The organism is Rhizobium sp. Root1204 (assembly GCF_001424965.1).
Classification (GTDB): domain Bacteria; phylum Pseudomonadota; class Alphaproteobacteria; order Rhizobiales; family Rhizobiaceae; genus Pararhizobium.
On the sequence record NZ_LMCZ01000006.1, the window covers coordinates 383453 to 402544 of the forward strand.

Consider the following 19092-nt stretch of genomic DNA (forward strand, 5'->3'; position numbering starts at 1 on the left):
GAACAATCTGCGCCGCCGGCGCAATACCACGTGTTTGAAGTATTAGCTTTGAAAGGTAAACCGCCCGTGACCGCCGTCGCAGAAGATCGGGCAGCGGATATGCTTACACGGTTCATCCTGACGCAAAAAAACCGGATGAAACTATTCATCCGGTTCCGTGCTCAGTCAAAGGCATATCAATGCCGCATCGCCAGTACCGGCGCTTCCGCTACAAGCGCGATCTTTAACTTTTCCAATGCCCGGGTTTCGATCTGGCGGACCCGCTCCTTGGAGATGCCGAGATCGGCGCCGAGTTCTTCGAGGGTGGCACTGTCTTCGGAAAGGCGGCGGGCACGGATGATCTTCATTTCGCGGTCATTCAGCTGGCAGAGCGCGTGGCTGAGCCAGGTGCGGCGGCGCTCGCTGTCGATCATTTCGGAAACCTGCTCGTCGGGAAGCGGTGCGTCGCAGGCGAGAAGATCGAGGCGCTCGCCGCCATCGGATTCGCCTGAGGTGGAGATCGGCGCCTGCAGCGAAGCGTCGTTGCCGGAGAGGCGGGCGTCCATTGTCTGCACATCGGCAAGGCTGACGCCGAGCGCCACGGCGATTTCTTCATGGACGGCGCGGGCTGTCAGCTGGCGGTCGCCCTGGGCGAGCTTGGCGCGCAGCCGGCGCAGGTTGAAGAACAGAGCCTTTTGCGCCGACGAGGTGCCGCCACGCACGATCGACCAGTTGCGCAGCACGTAATCCTGCATCGAGGCGCGAATCCACCAGCTGGCATAGGTTGAGAAACGGACTTCGCGACTCGGCTCGAAGCGGGCCGCTGCTTCCAGAAGGCCGATATGTCCCTCCTGGACAAGATCGCTCATCGGCAAGCCGAAATTGCGGAACTTGGCGGCCATGGAGATGACCAGCCGCATATGCGCCATGGCGATCTTGTTGCGGGCGTCCTGATCGTGATGGTCTTTCCATGCCATTGCCAGCGCGTGTTCCTCATCCCGTTCGAGATAGGGTGCCGCCATGGCGATCTTGATCATCCGCCTGTCTGCTGAGAGATTTTTCATCGGCTACTCCATAACGGGCACGAGGGGTGCCGCTGAACGATCGGTCGATGGGTGTTTCGGGATTTCCGCAGCCTGGAGCTTGACCAGAATTGGAACCGCCCTACTTCCCGTTAAGATCCGGGGCCGGAAGACGTGGCCGCGGCAGTCCCGATGTGCGTCGCTGCGCATATCCAGACGTTCTCAAACGCGCGACCCTTGAAAAGGTTCCATGCCGCGCCGCCATATTCTGCGGTCATGACCCTCCAATCGCGTTCGTACCTCCAATTGCTGTCCGCAACCCTGCAAAAGGCTGGTGTTCGCCAGGCCGAATCACCTGTTTGGCCAGAAAAGAGAAGGCTATCCGAGTGTTAGGCGGGCGCCGGGTGCCAAATCCTGTGCGCCATGATGAAAGCCGCTTGCCGGAAAAGTTAAAAAAGCGTTAACTTTGGATGGTTGTCCCCATAAGTTGCCTGTGAGTTAGTTAAAGACAGGCCTTTGGACGGGATTCCTGTTTGTCCGGCACGGGTCTAGAGTCGCGTTATGAAAACACTATCGATCGAGGTGCGTCCGGGCGAACCGAGGGACGCCATGTCCATCTCGGATGTTCACCGCGTCTCGTGGCTGCAGGCCTATGGCGGTCTCATTCCGCACAAGCCGCTGACCCAGATGGTTCACCGGCGCGATCACGCATGGTGGCGCAAAGCCACGCGCGGACCCTCGACGCTGCTGGTCGTCGAAGTGGCCGGCGTTATCGCCGGTTACGCCACGCTTGGCCTCAACCGGTCCCGGTCTTTGCCGCAGGAAGGCGAGGTCTACGAGATTTACCTGCGCCCGGAATATCAGGGCATCGGGCTTGGCCGCATCCTGTTCGGCGAAGCGAAGAACCTGCTGAAATCTCTGGGTTGCCAGGGCCTTGTTGTCTGGTGCCTGGAAGACAGCCACCATGCCGACCGCTTCTTCCGCATGGCCGGCGGCCGCGATCTCTGCGAGGGCATGGAAGATTTCGGCGAAAGGAACCTGAAGAAGATCGGCTATATCTGGGACTGATACCCCCGGCTGACTGCGTCTGCCTATCAATCCGTTTCAGTCGGGAAAAACGTGCGTTGGCTCTGCCGCAGTTGGCCCGCGAATGCCGTGATACGCTGCCATGTTGCGGCCGCAGACGAAGTCTTTTGTCCTGGTGTCGGCGATTTCCCGGGCCAGTGCGTTGGGCTCGGGATTGGCCAATGCATCGACATAGCCGACGACACATCCCTGTCCGGAGCCATCCGCCACTTTCGAGACGACGAGAACCTGGCCTTTCAATTTCGGTGACGGTTCGTAGGTAACCGGATCGATATTGTCCAGAAACCAGCGCAGGATTGTCGCAGCCGGTTTGCCGTCCACACCAAGCCGCCATTCGATCTTTCGCGTCGCAGTGTTGAACGGCTCGAAGCTTTCGAAGGCGTCGTTGACATAGGTGTCGCTGACGAAGCCGTAGAGGATGCTCTGACGCAGATCGCCTTCCTTGAAATAAACCGCATAATCCTTGAACCCCCTGCAGCGCAGCGAAACGCTGCCGCTTTCCGTATCTTCCGGCAAGAGGGCCTTGCAGTGATCGGTATCTAGGTCCGTATACGCGCTGTCATTGGCATGGGCCGGGCCGGCCGCCATCGAGAATGGCATCAGAAACGGTATTGCATAGGCGAACTGTTTCATCGGAGTTCCTCTTGCAGATATACGTCCCATCCTGCGCGAATATTCGCTCAAACGTCGCATTTTTCGGACGAAAACGAAAGTAATGTTGCGCTGCGTCATGTTTCCCTTTATCGGACTTGCCATCCGAAAAACTGGCCCTTGGGGGAAAACTCATGCGTATTGATGCAATTTCGATTGGCAAGAATCCGCCGGAAGATATCAACGTGATCGTCGAGGTTCCGGTTGGCGGCCATCCGATCAAGTATGAAATGGACAAGGAAGCCGGCACGCTGGTTGTCGACCGTTTCCTCTACACGCCGATGACCTATCCGGGCAATTACGGCTTTGTACCGCACACGCTGTCGGAAGATGGCGACCCGATCGATGTGCTGATCGCATCGACCCGCCCGCTGGTTCCAGGCTGCGTCATCAACGTGCGCCCGATCGGCGTCTTGATGATGGAAGACAATTCCGGCAAGGACGAAAAGATCGTCGCCGTGCCGAACTATCACCTGACCAAACGCTACGACAAGGTGAAGGACTATACCGACCTGCCGGAAATCACCCTGCAGCAGATCGAGCACTTCTTCGAGCATTACAAGGATCTGGAGCCCGGCAAGTGGGTGAAGATCTTTGGCTGGAAGGATGTCACGGTTGCGCAGAAGCTGATTCTCGAAGCAGTCGAGCGCGCCAAGGCTGAGAAGTAACGGTTCGCGGTGCGTGCTCTCTACCCAGCGGGGTAGGGACTTTTCTCGAGTTCTGGGCTTGTAGCCGCTCATCCGGCCCTTTGGGCCACCTTCTCCCCGGTGGGGAGAAGAGGGAGGGCAGAGTTTCGACATTCTACAAAAGAAAACCTCCGGATCAGGCTGATCCGGAGGTTTTTTGTTTTCGAATATTCAAACCATGAGCCCGTAGGCGCGGCAGCGTTTAGCTGAGCAAGGCGGCAGCAACGGTCGTGTTGAGGAAATACCAGAGGAAATAGAGGATGACCAAAACCACCAGTGGCGACAGGTCGACGCCGCCCATGTTGGGCAGAATGTTGCGGATCGGCCGGTAGAGTGGTTCCGTCAACTGGTAGAGCGAACGGCCGATCATGTTGATGGCGTTGTTGTTCACGTTGATGACGTTGAAAGCGTAGAGCCAGGAAAAAATGGCCGAGGCGATGACCAGGAACCACGCTATGTTGATGATGAAATTCAGGGTCGCAATGACAGCAAGCATGCCGGTCTCCAATTCGTTATTGACAGACATGTAGACATTGACGGCTAAACCGGCAAGTCCGTGCTTTCGCGATGGGCCAAACATGTTTAATACGGCGGAATAACTGCCATTGTCCGGGAAGATTGCCGTATGTCCGTTCATCAGGATGCTGACCGGTTCGCCGCGTTCCGGCATGTCTCCTACGCCCGTTTCTTCTTCGCCCGCTTCCTTGCGTCCTTCGCCATCCAGATCATCAGCGTCTCGGTGGGATGGCAGATGTACGAGCAGACGCAGAACACGCTGTATCTCGGTCTGATCGGCCTCTTCCAGTTCCTGCCGTCGCTTTTGCTTATCCTCATCACCGGGCATGTGGCCGACCGGCACTCGCGCCGCATGATCGTCTCGATCTGCATGATCATCAGCGCCCTTTGCGCGGCGGCGTTGCTGGGGCTGACGCTTGCCCATGCCTTTTCGCCCTGGCCGGTCTTTGCCATCCTGATCGTCTTCGGCATCGAGCGCGCCTTCATGGCACCCGCAGTCCAGTCGCTGGCGCCGAATCTGGTTCCGGCCAAGGATCTGGCGAATGCTATCGCCTGGAATTCGTCCTCGTGGCAGACGGCGGCGATCCTCGGGCCGGTGGCCGGTGGCCTGCTCTATGGTCTGAGCGCCGTCGTTGCCTATTCCGTGGCGCTGGTCTTTCTCGTCCTTGCCTCCATTCTCATCTTCCTGATCGCAAAGCCGGCGCAACATAGCCTCAGCGAGCCGCGCGATTGGACCTCGGTACTGGCCGGTTTCAGGTTCATCCGCACGGAAAAGATCGTTTTGGGGGCCATCTCGCTCGACCTGTTTGCGGTGCTGCTCGGTGGCGCCGTGGCGCTGATGCCGGTGTTCGCCAGCGAAATCCTCGTGCTCGGTCCGCTCGGTCTGGGGCTGCTGCGGGCGGCGCCCGGCATCGGTGCCATCCTTGTGGCCGTGACCTTGGCCGCCTACCCGATCCGTCACAATGCCGGAAGGCTGATGTTCGCCGGGGTGGCGCTGTTCGGTCTCGGCACGGTCATTTTCGGGCTGTCGCATATTGCCTGGCTGTCGATCGCATCCTTGATGCTGATGGGCGGGGCGGACATGATCTCGGTTTATGTGCGCGAAACGCTGATTGCGCTGTGGACGCCGGACGCCGTGCGCGGCCGGGTCAATGCGGTCAACATGGTGTTTGTCGGAGCGTCCAACGAACTCGGTGAATTCCGCGCCGGAACGATGGCGCATTTTATCGGCGCCGTTCCGGCTGTCGTCATCGGCGGCGTTGGTACGCTGGCGGTCGCGGTCATCTGGGCGCTCGGTTTTCCGCAATTGCGCAAGATCGATTCGCTCGATGCGCCGGATCGCAGCAAGGCGTGACGATCAGAGAGCGGTCTTCTCGCCGTGCCGCTGGAAGATGTGGGTGAGAAACTGGTCCATCCAGGCGCGCAGCGGCGCATCATAGTCCATCCGGCCTTCGAGATGCAGGCGCCCCAGCTGCGCGCCCGGCAGTTCAAACCGGTGCGCCCCATGCACGACCCAGCGGTGCATCATCACCCGCGTCAACTCACCATGAAACTGGATGCCCCAGGCGTTTTCGCCATAGCGGAACGCCTGGTTGGGGTAGGTGGCGCCAGACGCAAGCAGTTCGGCACCCGCCGGAAGATCAAAGCCCTCGCGGTGAAACTGGTAGACCATCGATGGCCATTGCATCAGGGCGCGGCCCTTGTCGGTCGCTTCAAGCGGATACCAGCCGATTTCCGTCTGGCCTTCATGATGCGGGCCGACCACGCCGCCGAGATGGCGCACCAGCATCTGGGCGCCAAGGCAGATGCCGAGGAAGGGCTTGTTTTCGGTGAGAGGCACCGAGAGCCAGTCGATCTCGCGGCGGACATAGTCTTCGTCGTCATTGGCGCTCATCGGTCCGCCGAAGACAACGGCGCCGGCATGCTGATCCAGCGTTGCGGGCAAGGGATCGCCCAACACCGGGCGGCGAATATCGAGGCTCAGCCCTTTTTCCAAGAGGAGATGGCCGACACGGCCAGGGCTGGAGCGCTCCTGGTGCAGGACGATCAGGACCGGCTTGCCTGCGTTGCGCCTATAGTAGGTACGGTCGTCGAAAAGCATGTCACTTTTCCTGGTGGGCTGTGGCCTCCTCCACGATGTCCAGTTTGGCAGCAACCTCCTGCCGTTTGATGATCCGGTCCCTGCCGGATACGCCCAGGAGATCGGCGACGCGCCAGATCACGTGGTCCTCCATCTCGCTGCGCTTGCCATCGGCATAGGCAATTTCCCACAGCATGCCGACCAGGTCGATCCGCTGCTCCTCGGAGAAATGCCGCTTGATATCGGAGGTGAAGCGGAAGAAATCGATGGCCTGGCTTTCGGCGGTTTCCCCGGCGACGATCAGCGCGTCGAGCGAGGCATCGTCGAGCTTGTAATGATCCTTGACCATCGAGCGCACTTTCTTGCGCTCCTTCTCGTGGATTTCGCCGTCGGCCTCCATCACCTGGATGCAGAGTGCGGCGATGGCGATGCGGGGGTCGCCGGGCTGGATGACCGGCGTTCCGCTGCCGGTCAGGCTATCGAGAAAGCTTCGAAAACGCTCAAACATGTTTTTCCGTTTAAGGTCGGGGTTTCGTCTCAAAACAGGCGGAATGCCGTCTTTTCCAATGGCTTGTTGTTATCGTCGCGCACGCCCGGATCATCGGGTGGGCGACCGAAGAAGGGCTCGACGACAGCCTCTGTCGACTTGGCTTCCACAGTCTTGGCCGGGACCGGTTTCGGCTCTGCCTTCACCGTTTGCGGCACGATCACCGATTCGCTCGGTGCCGGTACGGCGATGGTCTTGACTGTCTCCGGCGCCTTATCCGCAGCTTCGATCACCGGGCTTGCCTTGACCGCAACGGTGGCCCGCTCCGGCTGTGGTTCCGGGCGCTGGTGGACGATGGCAACAGGCGGCAGGCTGCGGATCGCCGCGTCGGCGGTATCCGGCCTGCCTTCTTCAATCGCGCCGGCAATCTCGGCGACCGGCTGCTTCCATTCGAAGGCGTCCAGGCGGCCGCTGACCGGCGAGACCGGCAGCCATTCCGGCGATGTGACGCCATCGGCGGTCCAGGCTGGATCACGCGGATTTTTCAGTGCCTGGTTCATCCAGTGACGGATGCGGCCGTCATCGTTGGTATCTGCCTCCTCGATATCGGCGAGCAGCAGAAAGATGTTTTCGTTCGGCTGGATGCGGGCGGCGGCTTCCGCCTTGGCGCGAGCCAGCGGCAATTCGCGGGCTTCAAGTGCTGCTTCGGCGACGGCGGCGAGCGCGATCGGATTGTTGGGCCGCAATGCTTCGAGCTTGTTGGCGCGCTTCAGCCGGTCGGTGGCGGAATCACCGCTGCGGGCACGGACATAGAGCTTGGCGACGTCCGGATGCGGCTCCTGTTTCCAGAGCTTTTCCAGAATGGCGGCACCCTTGCGCAGATTGTCCTCGCGAAACAGCGCCTTGGCGGCGATGAGGCCGGCCGGCACCAGGTCCTCGGCCAGTTTGAGCGCTGCCTGCGCATCGTCGCGGGCGCCCTTTGGATCGGTCTCCAGTTTTTCGGAAGCGCGGGCGGTCAACAGCACGGCCTTCTTGCGGTCGGCCTCCTTGCGTTCGATGACATGCGCCGTGCGGCTCTGGTCGAGAAGGCGGATGGCTTCGTCCCACTGGCCGGTCTGGCTGCGATAGTCGAGCGCGGCCAGCGTTGCCCAGGGCAAGTGCGGGGACTTGTCGGCAGCGCGTTCGGCATATTGGCGGGCAGCTTCATTGGCGCCCAGCCGCTTGGCCTCGAGATAGAGACCGCGCAAGCCGAGTTCGCGGGTTTCCGGATCGTCGGCCATCAGCTCGAACTTCTTGCGGGCGTCGTCGTATTTGCCTTCAATCAGCGCCGTCTGCGCTTCGAGCAGATGGATCAGCGGCTCCTGATCGGCGCTCAGAAGGCCGTGGGTGCGGGCGGTCATCTTGCGGGCAAGTGCACTGTCCCCGGCGCCGGCGGCGATCAGGCCGGTGGACAGAGCCTGATAACCGCGGTCACGCTTGCGGGCGCGAAAATAGCGGGAGATCGAATGGGGCGAAAGCCAGACGACGCGGATGAACCAGACGACGATCAGGATGGCAGCGATCAACGAGGCAAGCAGCGTTGCCGCGACCATCAGGCTCATCTCAATGCGTTGGCCTTGCCAGATCAGCGACAGTTCGCCGGGGCGATCAGCCAGCCAGGCAAAGCCTGCGCCAAGGGCGAGGACGACGAGAACATAGAACAGAATACGGATCATGAACTCTTCCTTAGCCTTGGTTGGCCGTCATGGCGCCGGCAACGGTGGCATCGATCAACCCCTCGACGCGGATGCGTTGATCCAGCTTGGTCTTGAAAGCGGCACCTGCGGCCTTTGCCGGTTCCGGCAGCGCGTCCCATTCCAGGCTTGCGCCCTTCAGGTCGCCATTCACCAGCTTGTCCTCGATGCGGGCAACGACGGCTTCCGGACCTTCGCCCTCGACGCTGCCGACGGGGCGGATGCGGATGGCCGAAGATGCGCTGTCCATCAGGCGGGAGAACACACCCTGATTGGGATCGGTGTGCCGGGTTGCCTCCAGCATGGTATCGGCAACGGCTGGGAAATCACGCACGAGGTCGGCGCGCGGGGAAATACCGGTCTTGGCGTCCTCCGCAAGGCCGGTGACGGCCGGATCAGTGGCGGCGACGCTTTTCAGCGCGTCGAGCTCGGCCAAGAACGGTCCGCCACGATCAATCGCCGTCTTCAAAGCTGTGACCGCCACGGCCCGGGCCAGTTGCACATCGCTTGCCGGCTCATCGATCTTCTTTTCGGCTGCGTCAAGGCGGGCCGAAAGCTCGGATTTGGCGGCTTCGGTTGACTGCTGTGCATCGGCCAACGCCGCTTTCAGCGTGGCGATTTCACCGGTCAGGTTGGTGATCTGAGCATCGAGGCCCGAGACGTCGGCGGCCGCGCCATTGCCCGCTTCGGCGGTCTTCTTCTCCAGTTCGGCAATGCGGGCATCGAGCGGGCCAAGATCGGCCGCCGCCTGCGGCGCCGGAGCTGCAGCGAGCTGCGCTTTCAGGGCTTCGATATCGCTGGCAAGGCTCTGCTCGATCGCGGTATTGCCACCGCCCGGGCCAAGCGAGGGCATGATACCGGCATATTGCAGGACGCCGGCGCCGAGAAGCGCGATCAGGCCGCCGAGAATGCCGGCGGCAAGGGCGCCGGAATTGGAGGTACGATGCTGTGCAGGGTAGATGGGCCTTGCCGGTTCTTCTGCCGCAGTCGCGGCCGATACCGGTTCCTCAGCAAAGGCTGCGGATGCGGCTTCTGCCCGTGTATCCTCTTCGTCCGGCTGAGCTGTGGAGCCGGTGTCTGTTCTGGCGTTATCGGATGCTTCGGCGATATCGGCCCGCACGGTTTCATCGGCTTCCCCAGCCCGGATGTCGGCCCTGTCGCCATTTTCAGCGGTTTCCACGGCTGCGTCGTTTTTTGCATCGTCCGCAGTGGCCGGATTGGCATCCAGGTCGATCGTCAACGGCTCCTGATCGGACTTCGAGCGGCGCGGAGGGTTTTCCGGTCCCATGATGATCTCTTTCCGTTATCGCATGAACTTGACGTACAGTCTTAAACCTAGACATGCGGCAGGGATAGGGAAAGCCCCCAAGCGACAATTCCTTGACCGTCGCTGGATGGATTTGTGTTCCGCTGCCTGTGGTGCAGCGGGTCAGACGAGGGCGAGAAGGGCTTCTTCGGAAGGCTCCGCGGCAATGGCGACCGGCCCGAAACCAGGGGGGATGGCATTTGCGACGTGTTGGCTGAGGCACAGGATACGCATGCCGGACATCCTGTGTGTCGTTTGTGGAGACAGCAGCGCGAAAAAATGCCGTGCGGTTTCGTGCGAATAGAGCAGAACGAGGTCCGGGACCGGCGGATGCAGACATTGCTCGACTGTCCCGGGTGGGTGCGCGATGGCCGACATCCGGTAGGTCTCGGCGGTGCGGCAGGCGATGCCTGCGGCCTGTAACCCTGCCTCGAAAGCCGGAGAGCGCGGCGACCCGGCGAGATAGACCAGGCCGTCAGCGAGATCGACCGATGCGGCCGCGGCAATCTTTGCCAGGGAAACGCCGGTGCCGCTGCCCGTTATCAGGGATTGGAAGCCCATGCGTTGTGCTGCCTGCGCCGTTGCGGGACCGACGCAATAGACCGGTGTCCGTAGATGCGGCGTCACCTGTTCGCCATAGGGTGCCAAGGCACGAAACACTTCGGCGCTGGTGACGGCAATGGCGCTGTGGGCATGGGTCAGCGCTTCCAGTGCCGCTCGTGGCTGATGGATGGCTTCCATGACCGGCAGAAGCACGGCCTCGTGCCCCATCGCTGCGAGCTTTGCTGCGGTTGCCGCCGCTGAAGGCCTGGGCCTAGTGACAAGAATGCGCAACGGGGCGGGCATGCTCACGCCCAGCTCGAAAAGAAGTCCGGTCCCGCATCGAGGCGGATATCGTTGCCGGCCTTGGCGCCAAGCTGTTCGGCATCGGCTGCCTTGCCCTCAATGCCCACGCGGAAATATTCGCTGCCATCAGGCGTCAGGACCATGCCGGAAAAACGAATGTTTTCGCCATCAGAGACCGCGTAACCGGCAATCGGCGTGCGGCAGGAGCCGTCGAGCGTCCCAAGGAATGCACGTTCACAGGTGACGGCCTCGTGGGTTCGCGCATCGTTGATCGCTTCGAGCAGACTATTGACCCGGTTGTCGTCGATCCGGCTTTCAATACAGATTGCGCCCTGTGCCGGGGCTGGCGGGAAGGTTTCGGGATCGAGAAGCTCGGTTGGCACGTCGTCCTTGCCCAGCCGCTTCAGGCCCGCAAAGGCAAGCAGCGTCGCATCGACCTGGCCCTCGGCCAGCTTTCTTAGCCGGGTATCGACGAGGCCGCGATAGGTGATGACGTTGATATCCGGGCGCAGGCGCTTGATGAGCGCCTGACGGCGCAGCGACGACGAGCCAATCGTGGCTCCTTGCGGCAGATCGAGAAGTTTCCTGGCGGTGCGACCGACAAAGGCGTCGCGGGCGTCTTCGCGCGGCAGGTAGGCGGAGAGATAGAGGCCCGTTGGCAGCTTGGTCGGCATGTCCTTGGAGGAATGCACGGCAAAATCCAGCCCGCCGGAGGTGAGCATATCCTCCAGTTCCTGAGTGAAGAGGCCCTTGCCGCCGATTTCCGACAGCGACCGGTCAGTGATCCGGTCGCCCATGGTCGACAGTACGACGATTTCGAACATTTCGGCCGGCATACCATGCGCAGCCACCAGCCGGTCCCGCGTTTCATGGGCCTGCGCCAACGCCAGGGGGCTGCCCCGCGTGCCGATCCGGAAAGGTTTTGTTTGCATCCACTGCGATCCGTTGTTACCGGAGTTCCGTGTATCCGCCTTTCCCCGCGACCGCAATGTTCGAGTAATTCTGCCCATGTCTGCCCGCCTGCGCATCCTCGGTATCGAAACAAGCTGTGATGAGACCGCAGCTTCCGTCGTGTTGCGCGACGAAAACGGCCACGGCGAAATTCTGGGCGACGTGGTGTTGAGCCAGCTGGAAGAGCACAGCGCCTATGGTGGCGTCGTCCCGGAGATCGCGGCGCGCGCCCATGTCGAGGCGCTGGATACGTTGATCGAGGAAGCGCTTTTGCGCGCCGGGGTAACCCTTGCGGATATCGATGCGATTGCCGCCACCAGCGGTCCCGGCCTGATCGGCGGCCTGCTTGTGGGCCTGATGACCGGCAAGGCGATGGCACGGGCATCGGGAAAACCGCTTTATGCCGTCAATCATCTGGAAGGTCATGCGCTGACAGCACGGCTGACCGATGGGCTGGCCTTTCCCTATCTGATGCTGCTGGTTTCCGGTGGCCACACACAGCTGATCCTGGTGAAGGGCGTCGGCGTCTACGAGCGCTGGGGGACGACAATCGACGATGCGCTGGGCGAGGCGTTCGACAAGACCGCGAAGCTTCTGGGGCTGCCTTATCCTGGCGGTCCGGCGGTGGAGCGTGCGGCAAAAAGTGGCAATCCGGACCGGTTTTCCTTCCCGCGTCCGCTGGTCGGCGAAGCGCGGCTCGATTTTTCATTTTCCGGCCTGAAGACGGCCGTGCGCCAGGCGGCGCAGTCGATCGAGCCAGTGACCGAACAGGACATCGCCGATATCTGCGCCTCCTTCCAGAAGGCGATTTCGCGCACGCTGAAGGATCGCATCGGCCGCGGGCTTGCCCGCTTCAAGGAGCAGTTTGCCGGCACGGTGACGCATCCGGCGCTGGTGGTGGCCGGCGGGGTGGCGGCCAACCAGACGCTGCGGGCGACGCTGCAGGAGCTGTGCGACAAGAATGGCTTTCACTTCATCGCGCCGCCGATGCAACTGTGCACCGACAATGCGGCAATGATCGCTTGGGCGGGGGCCGAGCGCATGGCGGCAGGATTGCCGGCCGATGATCTCGATGTGGCGCCGCGTTCGCGCTGGCCGCTGGATGCGGATGCGAAAGCCCTGATCGGCTTTGGCAAGCGGGGAGCAAAGGCGTGATGGCGGACGTCATGAATACCGATCGTATCGTCGTCGTTGGCTCCGGGGCCTTCGGAACGGCACTGGCCGCCGTTGCCGCCGCCTCTGGCAAGGTGCCGGTGACGCTGCTCACCCGCCGCGAAAGTATCGTCGAGGAATTCAAGCAAACCGGCCGCAATGACAGCGCGCTGCCGGGCATCGATCTGCCGGAAACGCTTGTTGTTTCCGATGACCCAACCGTTCTTGAGGGTGCCGGCATCGTGCTCTTCGCCATGCCATCGCAGGCGCAGCGCGAGGCTGGGCGGTCATTGCACGGTTTCATCGGCAAGGGGGCCGATGTGGTGATCTGCGCCAAAGGCATGGAGCGGGCGAGTGGCCGGTTGCTGACCGATGTCGTCGAGGAAGAGCTGCATCTGCAGAATGTCGCCGTGCTCTCCGGCCCGGGGTTTGCCGCCGATATCGCCAAGGGCTTGCCGACGGCGATGGTGATTGCGGCGGGCTCTGTCGAGCGGGCCGCGGTTCTGGCCGAAGCCTTGTCGGGTGCGACTTTTCGTCTTTATCCGTCGGCTGACCGTATTGGGGTGCAGCTCGGCGGCGCGTTGAAGAATGTGCTGGCGATTGCCTGCGGTATCGTCGAAGGGGCAGGTCTTGGCGATTCCGCCCGGGCGGCGCTGATTTCGCGCGGACTGGCCGAGATGTCACGGTTCGTTGCGGCACGGGGCGGCGAGGCGGATACGGTACGCGGGCTGTCCGGTCTTGGCGATCTGGTGTTGACAGCAACCAGCCATCAGTCGCGCAATCTGCGTTATGGCATCGCGCTCGGGCAGAGCGGCAGTGCCAAGGGGCATTCGAATGAGCTGGTCGAAGGTGCGTTTGCTGCCTCCGTCGCTGCCGATGTGGCCCGGCAACTGGGTGTCGATATGCCGGTCACCGAAGCGGTGGCTGCGATCATTGATGGAAAGATGGACGTGAAGACGGCGCTGGAACAGCTGATGTCCCGGCCGATCACGCAGGAATAAACACTTCCTAAGAATAGGCAATCAAGGAGAACACAATGCTGTTTGCGGTTCTGTGCACGGACAAGCCGAATGCCCTGCAGGTGCGGATGGACGCCCGTCCCGCGCATGTCGAGTTTCTGAACGATCTCAACGCCAAGGGTACGCTGGTCTTCGCCGGTCCGTTTCTTGACGATGCCGGCAAGCCGAATGGCAGCCTGGTGGTTTTGAAGGCAGAGACGATCGAGGACGTGCGGGCCATCGCGAGCGCCGATCCCTATGCCAAGGCCGGCTTGTTTTCCAATGTCGATATCAAGCCCTGGAACTGGGTCTTCAACAAGCCGGAGGCCTGAGCGTGGGGTATTGGCTTTACAAGTCCGAACCGTTCAAATGGTCCTGGGCGATGCAGAAGGATGCGGGTGCCAAGGGGACCGAATGGACGGGCGTGCGCAACTATCTGGCGCGCAACAACATGCGGGCGATGCAGATCGGCGACAAGGGTTTCTTCTACCACTCGAACGAGGGACTGGAGATCGTCGGGATCACCGAGGTCTGTGCACTGTCGCACCCGGATTCGACCGCCGAGGGCGATGCCCGCTGGGATTGCGTCGATATCCGCGCCGTCTGCGACCTGCCGAACCCGGTATCGCTGAAGGACATCAAGGCCAATCCGAAATTCGAGAAGATGGCGCTGGTTACCTCGATGCGGCTATCGGTGCAGCCGGTGACCGAGGAGGAGTATCTGGAAATCTGCCGGATCGGCGGGCTGGATAATCCGCCGCGGTGATCTTCCTCTTCTCCCCTGCGGGGAGAAGTGCCGAACGAAGTGAGGCGATGAGGGGGTGTTTCAGCGAGTCTGAGTGTACCGCCCTCTCATCCGGCCCCATGGGCCACCTTCTCCCCGCTGGGGAGAAGAGGTGCCGTCAACCTAATGGCCAATCATCAAACAGACTCCATGAAAACCAATCCCGAAACCTTCATCCGCGAGAACACGGACATCATGGCGCCGCCGCATGTGCCGGAGGTGCGGCTCTATCTGGCCAGCGAAGCGCATGATCTGTGGCTGAAGACGGAGGAAGAGCTGGAAGAGATAGGCTTGCCGCCGCCGTTCTGGGCGTTTGCCTGGGCGGGTGGGCAGGGGCTGGCGCGGCATATTCTCGATCATCCGGATTTGGTGGCCGGCAAGCGGGTGATCGATTTCGCTTCCGGCTCGGGTCTGGTGGCGATCGCGGCGATGAAGGCAGGGGCATCGTCGGTGCTGGCCGTCGATATCGATCCGTGGACCGAAACGGCGATCCGGCTCAATGCCGCGCTGAATGGTGTCGACGTCGCTTCCGCGGGCCTCGACATGATCGGCGCCGGGCGGGATGCGGATGTCTATCTGGCTGGCGATGTCTTTTATGACAAGGCGTTTGCCGACCGGATCGTGCGGTGGCTGAGCGCGCTGGCCGCCGAGGGAGCCGATGTCCTCGTCGGTGATCCCGGCCGTGCCTATTGCCCGCGGGACCGGATGCAGATGCTGGCGACCTACCAGGTGCCGGTGACCCGGGCGCTGGAGGACAGCGAGGTCAAGAAGACCACGGTCTGGCGTTTTTTGAGCGCGGGTTGTGATTGAGGACTTTCACGGCGCGGCAAATGATGATGCGCCGAACCATAGCGCAGGCGGTCAGGTGTTCACCGCCGCATGTGCTGCCGTGATATAATCGGCAACGTGGCTTGTCTCGATATCCTGCATGGTCTCCAGTTTGATGTGGCGCCGGTACTTGCCCTCGCCGGACAGGAAGCCATGCGGGTCAGTGAGGGATGCACCCTGGCTGAATTCCAGCGTCACGTGGTCCTTGTAGGGAAAAACGCCGCAGAAGCTCTGGCCGGATGAAAACAGCAATCCACCATACTTCACCTCCTCGGTAATCGCAGGACCGGCGGCCAGAATCACGTCGCGCAGGCGCGCGACAATCGGAAAGAGATCCGCGCGATGCTCTTTTACGTCTTGCAGAAGGATTGCAACTTTATCGGCACTCATGCGGCTATGGCTCTATCTGTCACCGCCGGATCACGCAAACGCCGGATTCCCAGGAACAGGCGCGCGCGTTGGTCGACGGATTGACGTGGATGATTTTCGGGCGCACCGCGGGATAGGTCATGCCGGTATCATCCGGAAAGTAACCGTAGCCGCTCCGCTCTGAGCTGAAATAGGTGCCGTTGCCGGGATCGGTCCAGGCCGACAAGCCGCCGAAATAGGTGCCGCCATTGGCATAGGATGGGAAACCGTCGCCGCCATAGGACTGGCTCCAGCCGCTTGGGCGCTGGCCACGATATTCCCGCACCGGGAGGGTGGGGTCAAAGCGGTCACGTCCATATCTCGGCTGGAAATGGCCGCGATTGGCCTGGCGCCTGTCGAACTGGAATCTGTCATGCCGGCGATCATAGCGGTATCCGCGATCTCGCCAGTCGCGGCGGTAATAGTAGCGATCGGCCGTGACGCCGGAAATGGCTTCCTGCCGTCCGCGATGGGGGCGCTGATCATGCGACCGTTCGAAATGCGGCCGGCGGACGTGATTTCTTTCGCCATTGCGATCACGTGCTTCGGCGAAACTGGCGAACGAGAGGATCACAGCGAGCGCCGCGATCAAGACTTTCGTCGCATTCTGAATGCTCAATGGACGCATTTCGTGCAGCCCTCCGGATGGGTCTTAACAAATCCTTAACGGGCAATGTGGGGCACATGCCCGCAAAAGTCACGGATTGCGTTGAATTTTCACGCCTTATCGTTAACGCGGTGGGCGAATCGCGCCGGTCAAGCCGCCACATTTTCGTCTAATCGATTAAATTGATTTTGCAGTGCAAACACACTTGTCGTTAATCAATATGGTGATTAAACGTCGGCTGACTGAATTGCGCACAATCAGGTGCAATACCGGATGAAAATAGTCCAGTTTTTGGGCATCTTTCCGGGTCTTCCGTGAGGTTCAGATGACGAATGTCACCAAAAGCCGGCCTTTGTCGCCGCATCTACAAATCTATAAGCCTATCCCCACGATGGTCATGTCCATTGTGCACCGCATTACCGGCTGTGCCTTGTACTTCGGCACGGTGCTTGTTGCATGGTGGCTGATCGCCGCAGCCAGCGGACCGGAACATTACGACTGGGCCATGTGGGCCTTCGGCACGATCATCGGCCAGCTCGTTCTGTTTGGCTATACCTGGGCGCTGGTGCATCATCTGTTCGGCGGTCTCAGGCACTTTGTCTGGGATCTGGGCTACGGCTACGAGAAGCATTTCGCCACCAAGCTTGCCATTGCCAACCTGATCGGTTCGGTCGCGGTTACCGCGCTGATCTGGATCGTCGGCTACGCGGTTCGCTGAGAGGACAAGAATTCCATGGATATGCGTACTCCCCTCGGCAAGGTTCGCGGCCTCGGTTCGGCCAAGGAAGGCACCGATCATTTCTGGCGCCAGCGGCTGACGGCCGTCGCCAACGTGCCATTGATCATCTTCTTCGTGCTGTTCCTGATCAAATATGCAGGCGCGCCCTATGCTGAAGTCGTCGTTGCCCTGTCGAACCCCTTCGTGGCGGTGATCATGGGGCTGGTGGTCATCTCCGGCCTGATCCACATGAAGCTCGGCATGCAGGTCGTCATCGAGGACTATGTTCACAACGAAGGCGCCAAGGTCGTCCTCGTCATGCTCAATACGTTTTTTGCGATCGCAGTTGGCGGGCTCTGTCTTTTCGCCATCCTGAAGATCGCGTTTGCAGGGTAATTCACAATGGCACCCACCTCATCGCCGCTCATCAACGGCCACGCCTATGATTATGTCGACCATGCTTATGACGTCATCGTCGTCGGCGCCGGCGGCGCCGGATTGCGCGCAACGCTTGGCATGGCCGAACAGGGTTTCAAGACGGCCTGCATCACCAAGGTTTTTCCGACGCGCTCGCATACGGTCGCAGCCCAGGGCGGCATTGCCGCCTCGCTGACCAATATGACGCCGGACAGCTGGCAGTGGCATCTCTATGACACGGTCAAGGGTTCCGACTGGCTCGGCGACGTCGATGCCATGCAGTACCTGACGATGGAAGCGCCGAAAGCCGTTTACGAGCTGGAACATTATGGCGTTCCGTTCTCGCGCAATGCCGAAGGCAAGATCTATCAGCGGCCGTTTGGCGGCCACATGCAGAACTACGGCGAAGGCCCGCCGGTACAGCGCACTTGCGCCGTTGCCGACCGCACCGGCCACGCTATCCTGCACACGCTCTATGGCCAGTCTCTGAAGAACAACGCCGAATTCTTCATCGAGTATTTCGCACTCGACCTGATCATGTCGGATGACGGCAGCCGCTGCACCGGCGTCGTTGCCTGGAACCTCGACGACGGCACGATCCATCGCTTCTCCGCCAAGATGGTCGTTCTGGCGACCGGCGGCTATGGCCGCTCCTATTTCTCGGCGACCTCGGCCCATACCTGCACCGGCGACGGTGGCGGCATGGTGGCACGCGCCGGCCTGCCTTTGCAGGACATGGAGTTCGTCCAGTTCCACCCGACCGGCATCTACGGCTCGGGCTGCCTGATCACCGAAGGCGCGCGCGGCGAAGGCGGTTATCTCGTCAATTCCGAAGGCGAGCGCTTCATGGAGCGCTATGCGCCATCGGCCAAGGATCTTGCCTCGCGCGACGTGGTGTCCCGCTGCATGACGCTGGAAATCCGCGAAGGCCGCGGCGTCGGCAAGAACAAGGACCATATCTACCTGCATCTCGACCATCTCGATCCGGCCGTTCTGCACGAGCGCCTGCCGGGCATTTCCGAGAGCGCCAAGATCTTTGCCGGTGTCGACGTGACGCGCGAGCCGATCCCGGTCCTGCCGACCGTTCACTACAACATGGGCGGCATTCCGACCAACTACTGGGGCGAAGTGCTGAATGCCGACGGTGAAAATCCCGAGCGTGTGCTGCCGGGCCTGATGGCTGTCGGTGAAGCCGGTTGCGCCTCGGTGCACGGCGCAAACCGTCTCGGCTCCAACTCGCTGATCGACCTCGTGGTTTTCGGCCGCGCCGCTGCGATCCGCGCCGGTGAAGTCATCGACCGCGCCGCACCGATCCCGCCGATCAACGAAAAAGCCTGCGAAAAGATCATGACGCGCTTTGACAGGCTGCGGTTTGCCGATGGCGGCACGCCGACGGCGGTTCTGCGCGAAAAGATGCAGAAGACCATGCAGGACGACGCTGCCGTGTTCCGCACCCAGGAATCGCTGGAGAGCGGCTGCAAGCGGATGAGCGCCATCTGGCAGGAACTGGCCGACGTCAAGGTCACCGACCGTTCGATGATCTGGAATTCCGACCTGGTGGAAACGCTGGAGCTGGAAAACCTGATGGCCAACGCCATCGTCACCGTCTACGGCGCCGAGGCCCGCAAGGAAAGCCGTGGCAGCCATGCGCGTGAGGACTTTGTCGACGGCCCGTTTGCCGGCCGCGACGACGTCAACTGGCGCAAGCATACGCTGTCCTGGGTGAACGAGGCCGGCGAAGTCCGTCTCGACTATCGTCCGGTTCACACCGAACTTCTGGCCGAAGGCATCGATCCGAAAAAGATCGAGCCCAAGGCACGCGTGTATTGAGGAGAAT

At 61.3% G+C, this 19092-nt stretch carries 22 protein-coding genes; 11 read left to right on the top strand and 11 right to left on the bottom strand.

Annotated features, from left to right (window positions below):
- Nucleotides 1-176: 176 nt before the first annotated feature.
- A complete protein-coding gene (locus ASC96_RS09355; protein ID WP_060502726.1) occupies nucleotides 177-1043 on the bottom strand; it encodes an RNA polymerase factor sigma-32 in 867 nt (288 codons plus the stop codon).
- Nucleotides 1044-1562: 519 nt separating this feature from the next.
- Here ASC96_RS09355 and ASC96_RS09360 point away from each other — a divergent pair.
- Nucleotides 1563-2069, top strand: a complete 507-nt coding sequence (locus ASC96_RS09360; RefSeq protein ID WP_060502727.1) for a GNAT family N-acetyltransferase — start codon at nucleotides 1563-1565, stop codon at nucleotides 2067-2069.
- A gap of 36 nt (nucleotides 2070-2105) precedes the next feature.
- Here the strand turns inward: ASC96_RS09360 and ASC96_RS09365 are convergent, their stop codons facing one another.
- Nucleotides 2106-2720 carry a hypothetical protein gene (locus tag ASC96_RS09365; protein ID WP_244481954.1) on the bottom strand — a complete coding sequence of 205 codons (615 nt, stop codon included), beginning with the start codon at nucleotides 2718-2720 and terminating at the stop codon, nucleotides 2106-2108.
- Between the two features lie 152 nt (nucleotides 2721-2872).
- Between ASC96_RS09365 and ppa the strand changes: the two genes are divergently transcribed.
- Entirely contained in the window at nucleotides 2873-3406 is a 534-nt protein-coding gene (gene ppa, locus ASC96_RS09370) for an inorganic diphosphatase (protein WP_060502728.1), read from the top strand.
- Between the two features lie 220 nt (nucleotides 3407-3626).
- Here the strand turns inward: ppa and ASC96_RS09375 are convergent, their stop codons facing one another.
- Entirely contained in the window at nucleotides 3627-3920 is a 294-nt protein-coding gene (locus ASC96_RS09375; RefSeq protein ID WP_112834609.1) for a YggT family protein, read from the bottom strand.
- A gap of 129 nt (nucleotides 3921-4049) precedes the next feature.
- On the opposite strand from ASC96_RS09375, the gene ASC96_RS09380 reads away from it, so the two are divergent.
- Nucleotides 4050-5294 (top strand): MFS transporter, encoded by a 1245-nt coding sequence (locus ASC96_RS09380; RefSeq protein ID WP_060502729.1) that lies wholly within the window; start codon nucleotides 4050-4052, stop codon nucleotides 5292-5294.
- A 3-nt stretch (nucleotides 5295-5297) separates the two neighbouring features.
- On the opposite strand, the gene ASC96_RS09385 is transcribed toward ASC96_RS09380, so the two are convergent.
- The 6 genes from ASC96_RS09385 to hemC form a co-directional block, all read right to left on the bottom strand.
- On the bottom strand, nucleotides 5298-6041 hold the full coding sequence (locus ASC96_RS09385) for a glutamine amidotransferase (protein ID WP_060502730.1): 744 nt from the start codon (nucleotides 6039-6041) through the stop codon (nucleotides 5298-5300).
- Between the two features lies 1 nt (nucleotide 6042).
- Complete coding sequence (locus ASC96_RS09390) at nucleotides 6043-6528, bottom strand: TerB family tellurite resistance protein (protein ID WP_060502731.1); 486 nt, start codon at nucleotides 6526-6528, stop codon at nucleotides 6043-6045.
- A gap of 29 nt (nucleotides 6529-6557) precedes the next feature.
- Nucleotides 6558-8222, bottom strand: a complete 1665-nt coding sequence (locus ASC96_RS09395; RefSeq protein WP_060502732.1) for a heme biosynthesis protein HemY — start codon at nucleotides 8220-8222, stop codon at nucleotides 6558-6560.
- A gap of 10 nt (nucleotides 8223-8232) precedes the next feature.
- Entirely contained in the window at nucleotides 8233-9528 is a 1296-nt protein-coding gene (locus ASC96_RS09400) for a COG4223 family protein (protein ID WP_060502733.1), read from the bottom strand.
- Nucleotides 9529-9669: 141 nt separating this feature from the next.
- The gene (locus tag ASC96_RS09405) at nucleotides 9670-10392 is read right to left on the bottom strand and encodes a uroporphyrinogen-III synthase (RefSeq protein ID WP_082511995.1); all 723 of its coding nucleotides are present in this window, start codon (nucleotides 10390-10392) and stop codon (nucleotides 9670-9672) included.
- Between the two features lie 2 nt (nucleotides 10393-10394).
- Nucleotides 10395-11324, bottom strand: a complete 930-nt coding sequence (gene hemC, locus ASC96_RS09410; protein WP_060502735.1) for a hydroxymethylbilane synthase — start codon at nucleotides 11322-11324, stop codon at nucleotides 10395-10397.
- Between the two features lie 76 nt (nucleotides 11325-11400).
- Between hemC and tsaD the strand changes: the two genes are divergently transcribed.
- From tsaD to ASC96_RS09435, 5 genes are all read left to right on the top strand, one after another.
- Complete coding sequence (tsaD, locus tag ASC96_RS09415; RefSeq protein ID WP_060502736.1) at nucleotides 11401-12498, top strand: tRNA (adenosine(37)-N6)-threonylcarbamoyltransferase complex transferase subunit TsaD; 1098 nt, start codon at nucleotides 11401-11403, stop codon at nucleotides 12496-12498.
- A complete protein-coding gene (locus ASC96_RS09420) occupies nucleotides 12498-13496 on the top strand; it encodes an NAD(P)H-dependent glycerol-3-phosphate dehydrogenase (RefSeq protein ID WP_060502737.1) in 999 nt (332 codons plus the stop codon). Before tsaD ends, ASC96_RS09420 begins: the two co-directional genes overlap by 1 nt.
- A gap of 35 nt (nucleotides 13497-13531) precedes the next feature.
- Complete coding sequence (locus tag ASC96_RS09425) at nucleotides 13532-13825, top strand: YciI-like protein (protein WP_060502738.1); 294 nt, start codon at nucleotides 13532-13534, stop codon at nucleotides 13823-13825.
- A 2-nt stretch (nucleotides 13826-13827) separates the two neighbouring features.
- A complete protein-coding gene (locus tag ASC96_RS09430; RefSeq protein WP_060502739.1) occupies nucleotides 13828-14259 on the top strand; it encodes an EVE domain-containing protein in 432 nt (143 codons plus the stop codon).
- A 168-nt stretch (nucleotides 14260-14427) separates the two neighbouring features.
- Nucleotides 14428-15087, top strand: a complete 660-nt coding sequence (locus tag ASC96_RS09435) for a methyltransferase (RefSeq protein WP_060502873.1) — start codon at nucleotides 14428-14430, stop codon at nucleotides 15085-15087.
- Between the two features lie 51 nt (nucleotides 15088-15138).
- On the opposite strand, the gene ASC96_RS09440 is transcribed toward ASC96_RS09435, so the two are convergent.
- Entirely contained in the window at nucleotides 15139-15495 is a 357-nt protein-coding gene (locus ASC96_RS09440; RefSeq protein WP_060502740.1) for a DUF1801 domain-containing protein, read from the bottom strand.
- Nucleotides 15496-15514: 19 nt separating this feature from the next.
- Nucleotides 15515-16132, bottom strand: coding sequence for a hypothetical protein (locus ASC96_RS09445; RefSeq protein WP_156393920.1), 618 nt, complete (start codon nucleotides 16130-16132; stop codon nucleotides 15515-15517).
- 313 nt (nucleotides 16133-16445) lie between these two features.
- On the opposite strand from ASC96_RS09445, the gene sdhC reads away from it, so the two are divergent.
- Genes sdhC through sdhA form a run of 3 tightly spaced genes read left to right on the top strand, consistent with a single transcriptional unit; the run spans nucleotide 16446 to nucleotide 19085 of the window.
- Nucleotides 16446-16838, top strand: a complete 393-nt coding sequence (sdhC, locus tag ASC96_RS09450; protein WP_060502742.1) for a succinate dehydrogenase, cytochrome b556 subunit — start codon at nucleotides 16446-16448, stop codon at nucleotides 16836-16838.
- 15 nt (nucleotides 16839-16853) lie between these two features.
- Nucleotides 16854-17234: a succinate dehydrogenase, hydrophobic membrane anchor protein gene (sdhD, locus tag ASC96_RS09455; RefSeq protein ID WP_060502743.1), complete on the top strand. Its 381-nt coding sequence runs from the start codon at nucleotides 16854-16856 to the stop codon at nucleotides 17232-17234.
- A 6-nt stretch (nucleotides 17235-17240) separates the two neighbouring features.
- On the top strand, nucleotides 17241-19085 hold the full coding sequence (gene sdhA / locus ASC96_RS09460; RefSeq protein ID WP_060502744.1) for a succinate dehydrogenase flavoprotein subunit: 1845 nt from the start codon (nucleotides 17241-17243) through the stop codon (nucleotides 19083-19085).
- Nucleotides 19086-19092 lie beyond the last annotated feature (7 nt).

Coding starts and splice junctions, on each gene's coding strand:
- ASC96_RS09355 (WP_060502726.1), bottom strand. CDS start 1,043: ATGAAAAATCTCTCAGCAGACAGGCGGATGATCAAGATCGCCATGGCG.
- ASC96_RS09360 (WP_060502727.1), top strand. CDS start 1,563: ATGAAAACACTATCGATCGAGGTGCGTCCGGGCGAACCGAGGGACGCC.
- ASC96_RS09365 (WP_244481954.1), bottom strand. CDS start 2,720: ATGAAACAGTTCGCCTATGCAATACCGTTTCTGATGCCATTCTCGATG.
- ppa (WP_060502728.1), top strand. CDS start 2,873: ATGCGTATTGATGCAATTTCGATTGGCAAGAATCCGCCGGAAGATATC.
- ASC96_RS09375 (WP_112834609.1), bottom strand. CDS start 3,920: ATGCTTGCTGTCATTGCGACCCTGAATTTCATCATCAACATAGCGTGG.
- ASC96_RS09380 (WP_060502729.1), top strand. CDS start 4,050: ATGTCCGTTCATCAGGATGCTGACCGGTTCGCCGCGTTCCGGCATGTC.
- ASC96_RS09385 (WP_060502730.1), bottom strand. CDS start 6,041: ATGCTTTTCGACGACCGTACCTACTATAGGCGCAACGCAGGCAAGCCG.
- ASC96_RS09390 (WP_060502731.1), bottom strand. CDS start 6,528: ATGTTTGAGCGTTTTCGAAGCTTTCTCGATAGCCTGACCGGCAGCGGA.
- ASC96_RS09395 (WP_060502732.1), bottom strand. CDS start 8,222: ATGATCCGTATTCTGTTCTATGTTCTCGTCGTCCTCGCCCTTGGCGCA.
- ASC96_RS09400 (WP_060502733.1), bottom strand. CDS start 9,528: ATGGGACCGGAAAACCCTCCGCGCCGCTCGAAGTCCGATCAGGAGCCG.
- ASC96_RS09405 (WP_082511995.1), bottom strand. CDS start 10,392: ATGCCCGCCCCGTTGCGCATTCTTGTCACTAGGCCCAGGCCTTCAGCG.
- hemC (WP_060502735.1), bottom strand. CDS start 11,324: ATGCAAACAAAACCTTTCCGGATCGGCACGCGGGGCAGCCCCCTGGCG.
- tsaD (WP_060502736.1), top strand. CDS start 11,401: ATGTCTGCCCGCCTGCGCATCCTCGGTATCGAAACAAGCTGTGATGAG.
- ASC96_RS09420 (WP_060502737.1), top strand. CDS start 12,498: ATGGCGGACGTCATGAATACCGATCGTATCGTCGTCGTTGGCTCCGGG.
- ASC96_RS09425 (WP_060502738.1), top strand. CDS start 13,532: ATGCTGTTTGCGGTTCTGTGCACGGACAAGCCGAATGCCCTGCAGGTG.
- ASC96_RS09435 (WP_060502873.1), top strand. CDS start 14,428: ATGAAAACCAATCCCGAAACCTTCATCCGCGAGAACACGGACATCATG.
- ASC96_RS09440 (WP_060502740.1), bottom strand. CDS start 15,495: ATGAGTGCCGATAAAGTTGCAATCCTTCTGCAAGACGTAAAAGAGCAT.
- sdhC (WP_060502742.1), top strand. CDS start 16,446: ATGACGAATGTCACCAAAAGCCGGCCTTTGTCGCCGCATCTACAAATC.
- sdhD (WP_060502743.1), top strand. CDS start 16,854: ATGGATATGCGTACTCCCCTCGGCAAGGTTCGCGGCCTCGGTTCGGCC.
- sdhA (WP_060502744.1), top strand. CDS start 17,241: ATGGCACCCACCTCATCGCCGCTCATCAACGGCCACGCCTATGATTAT.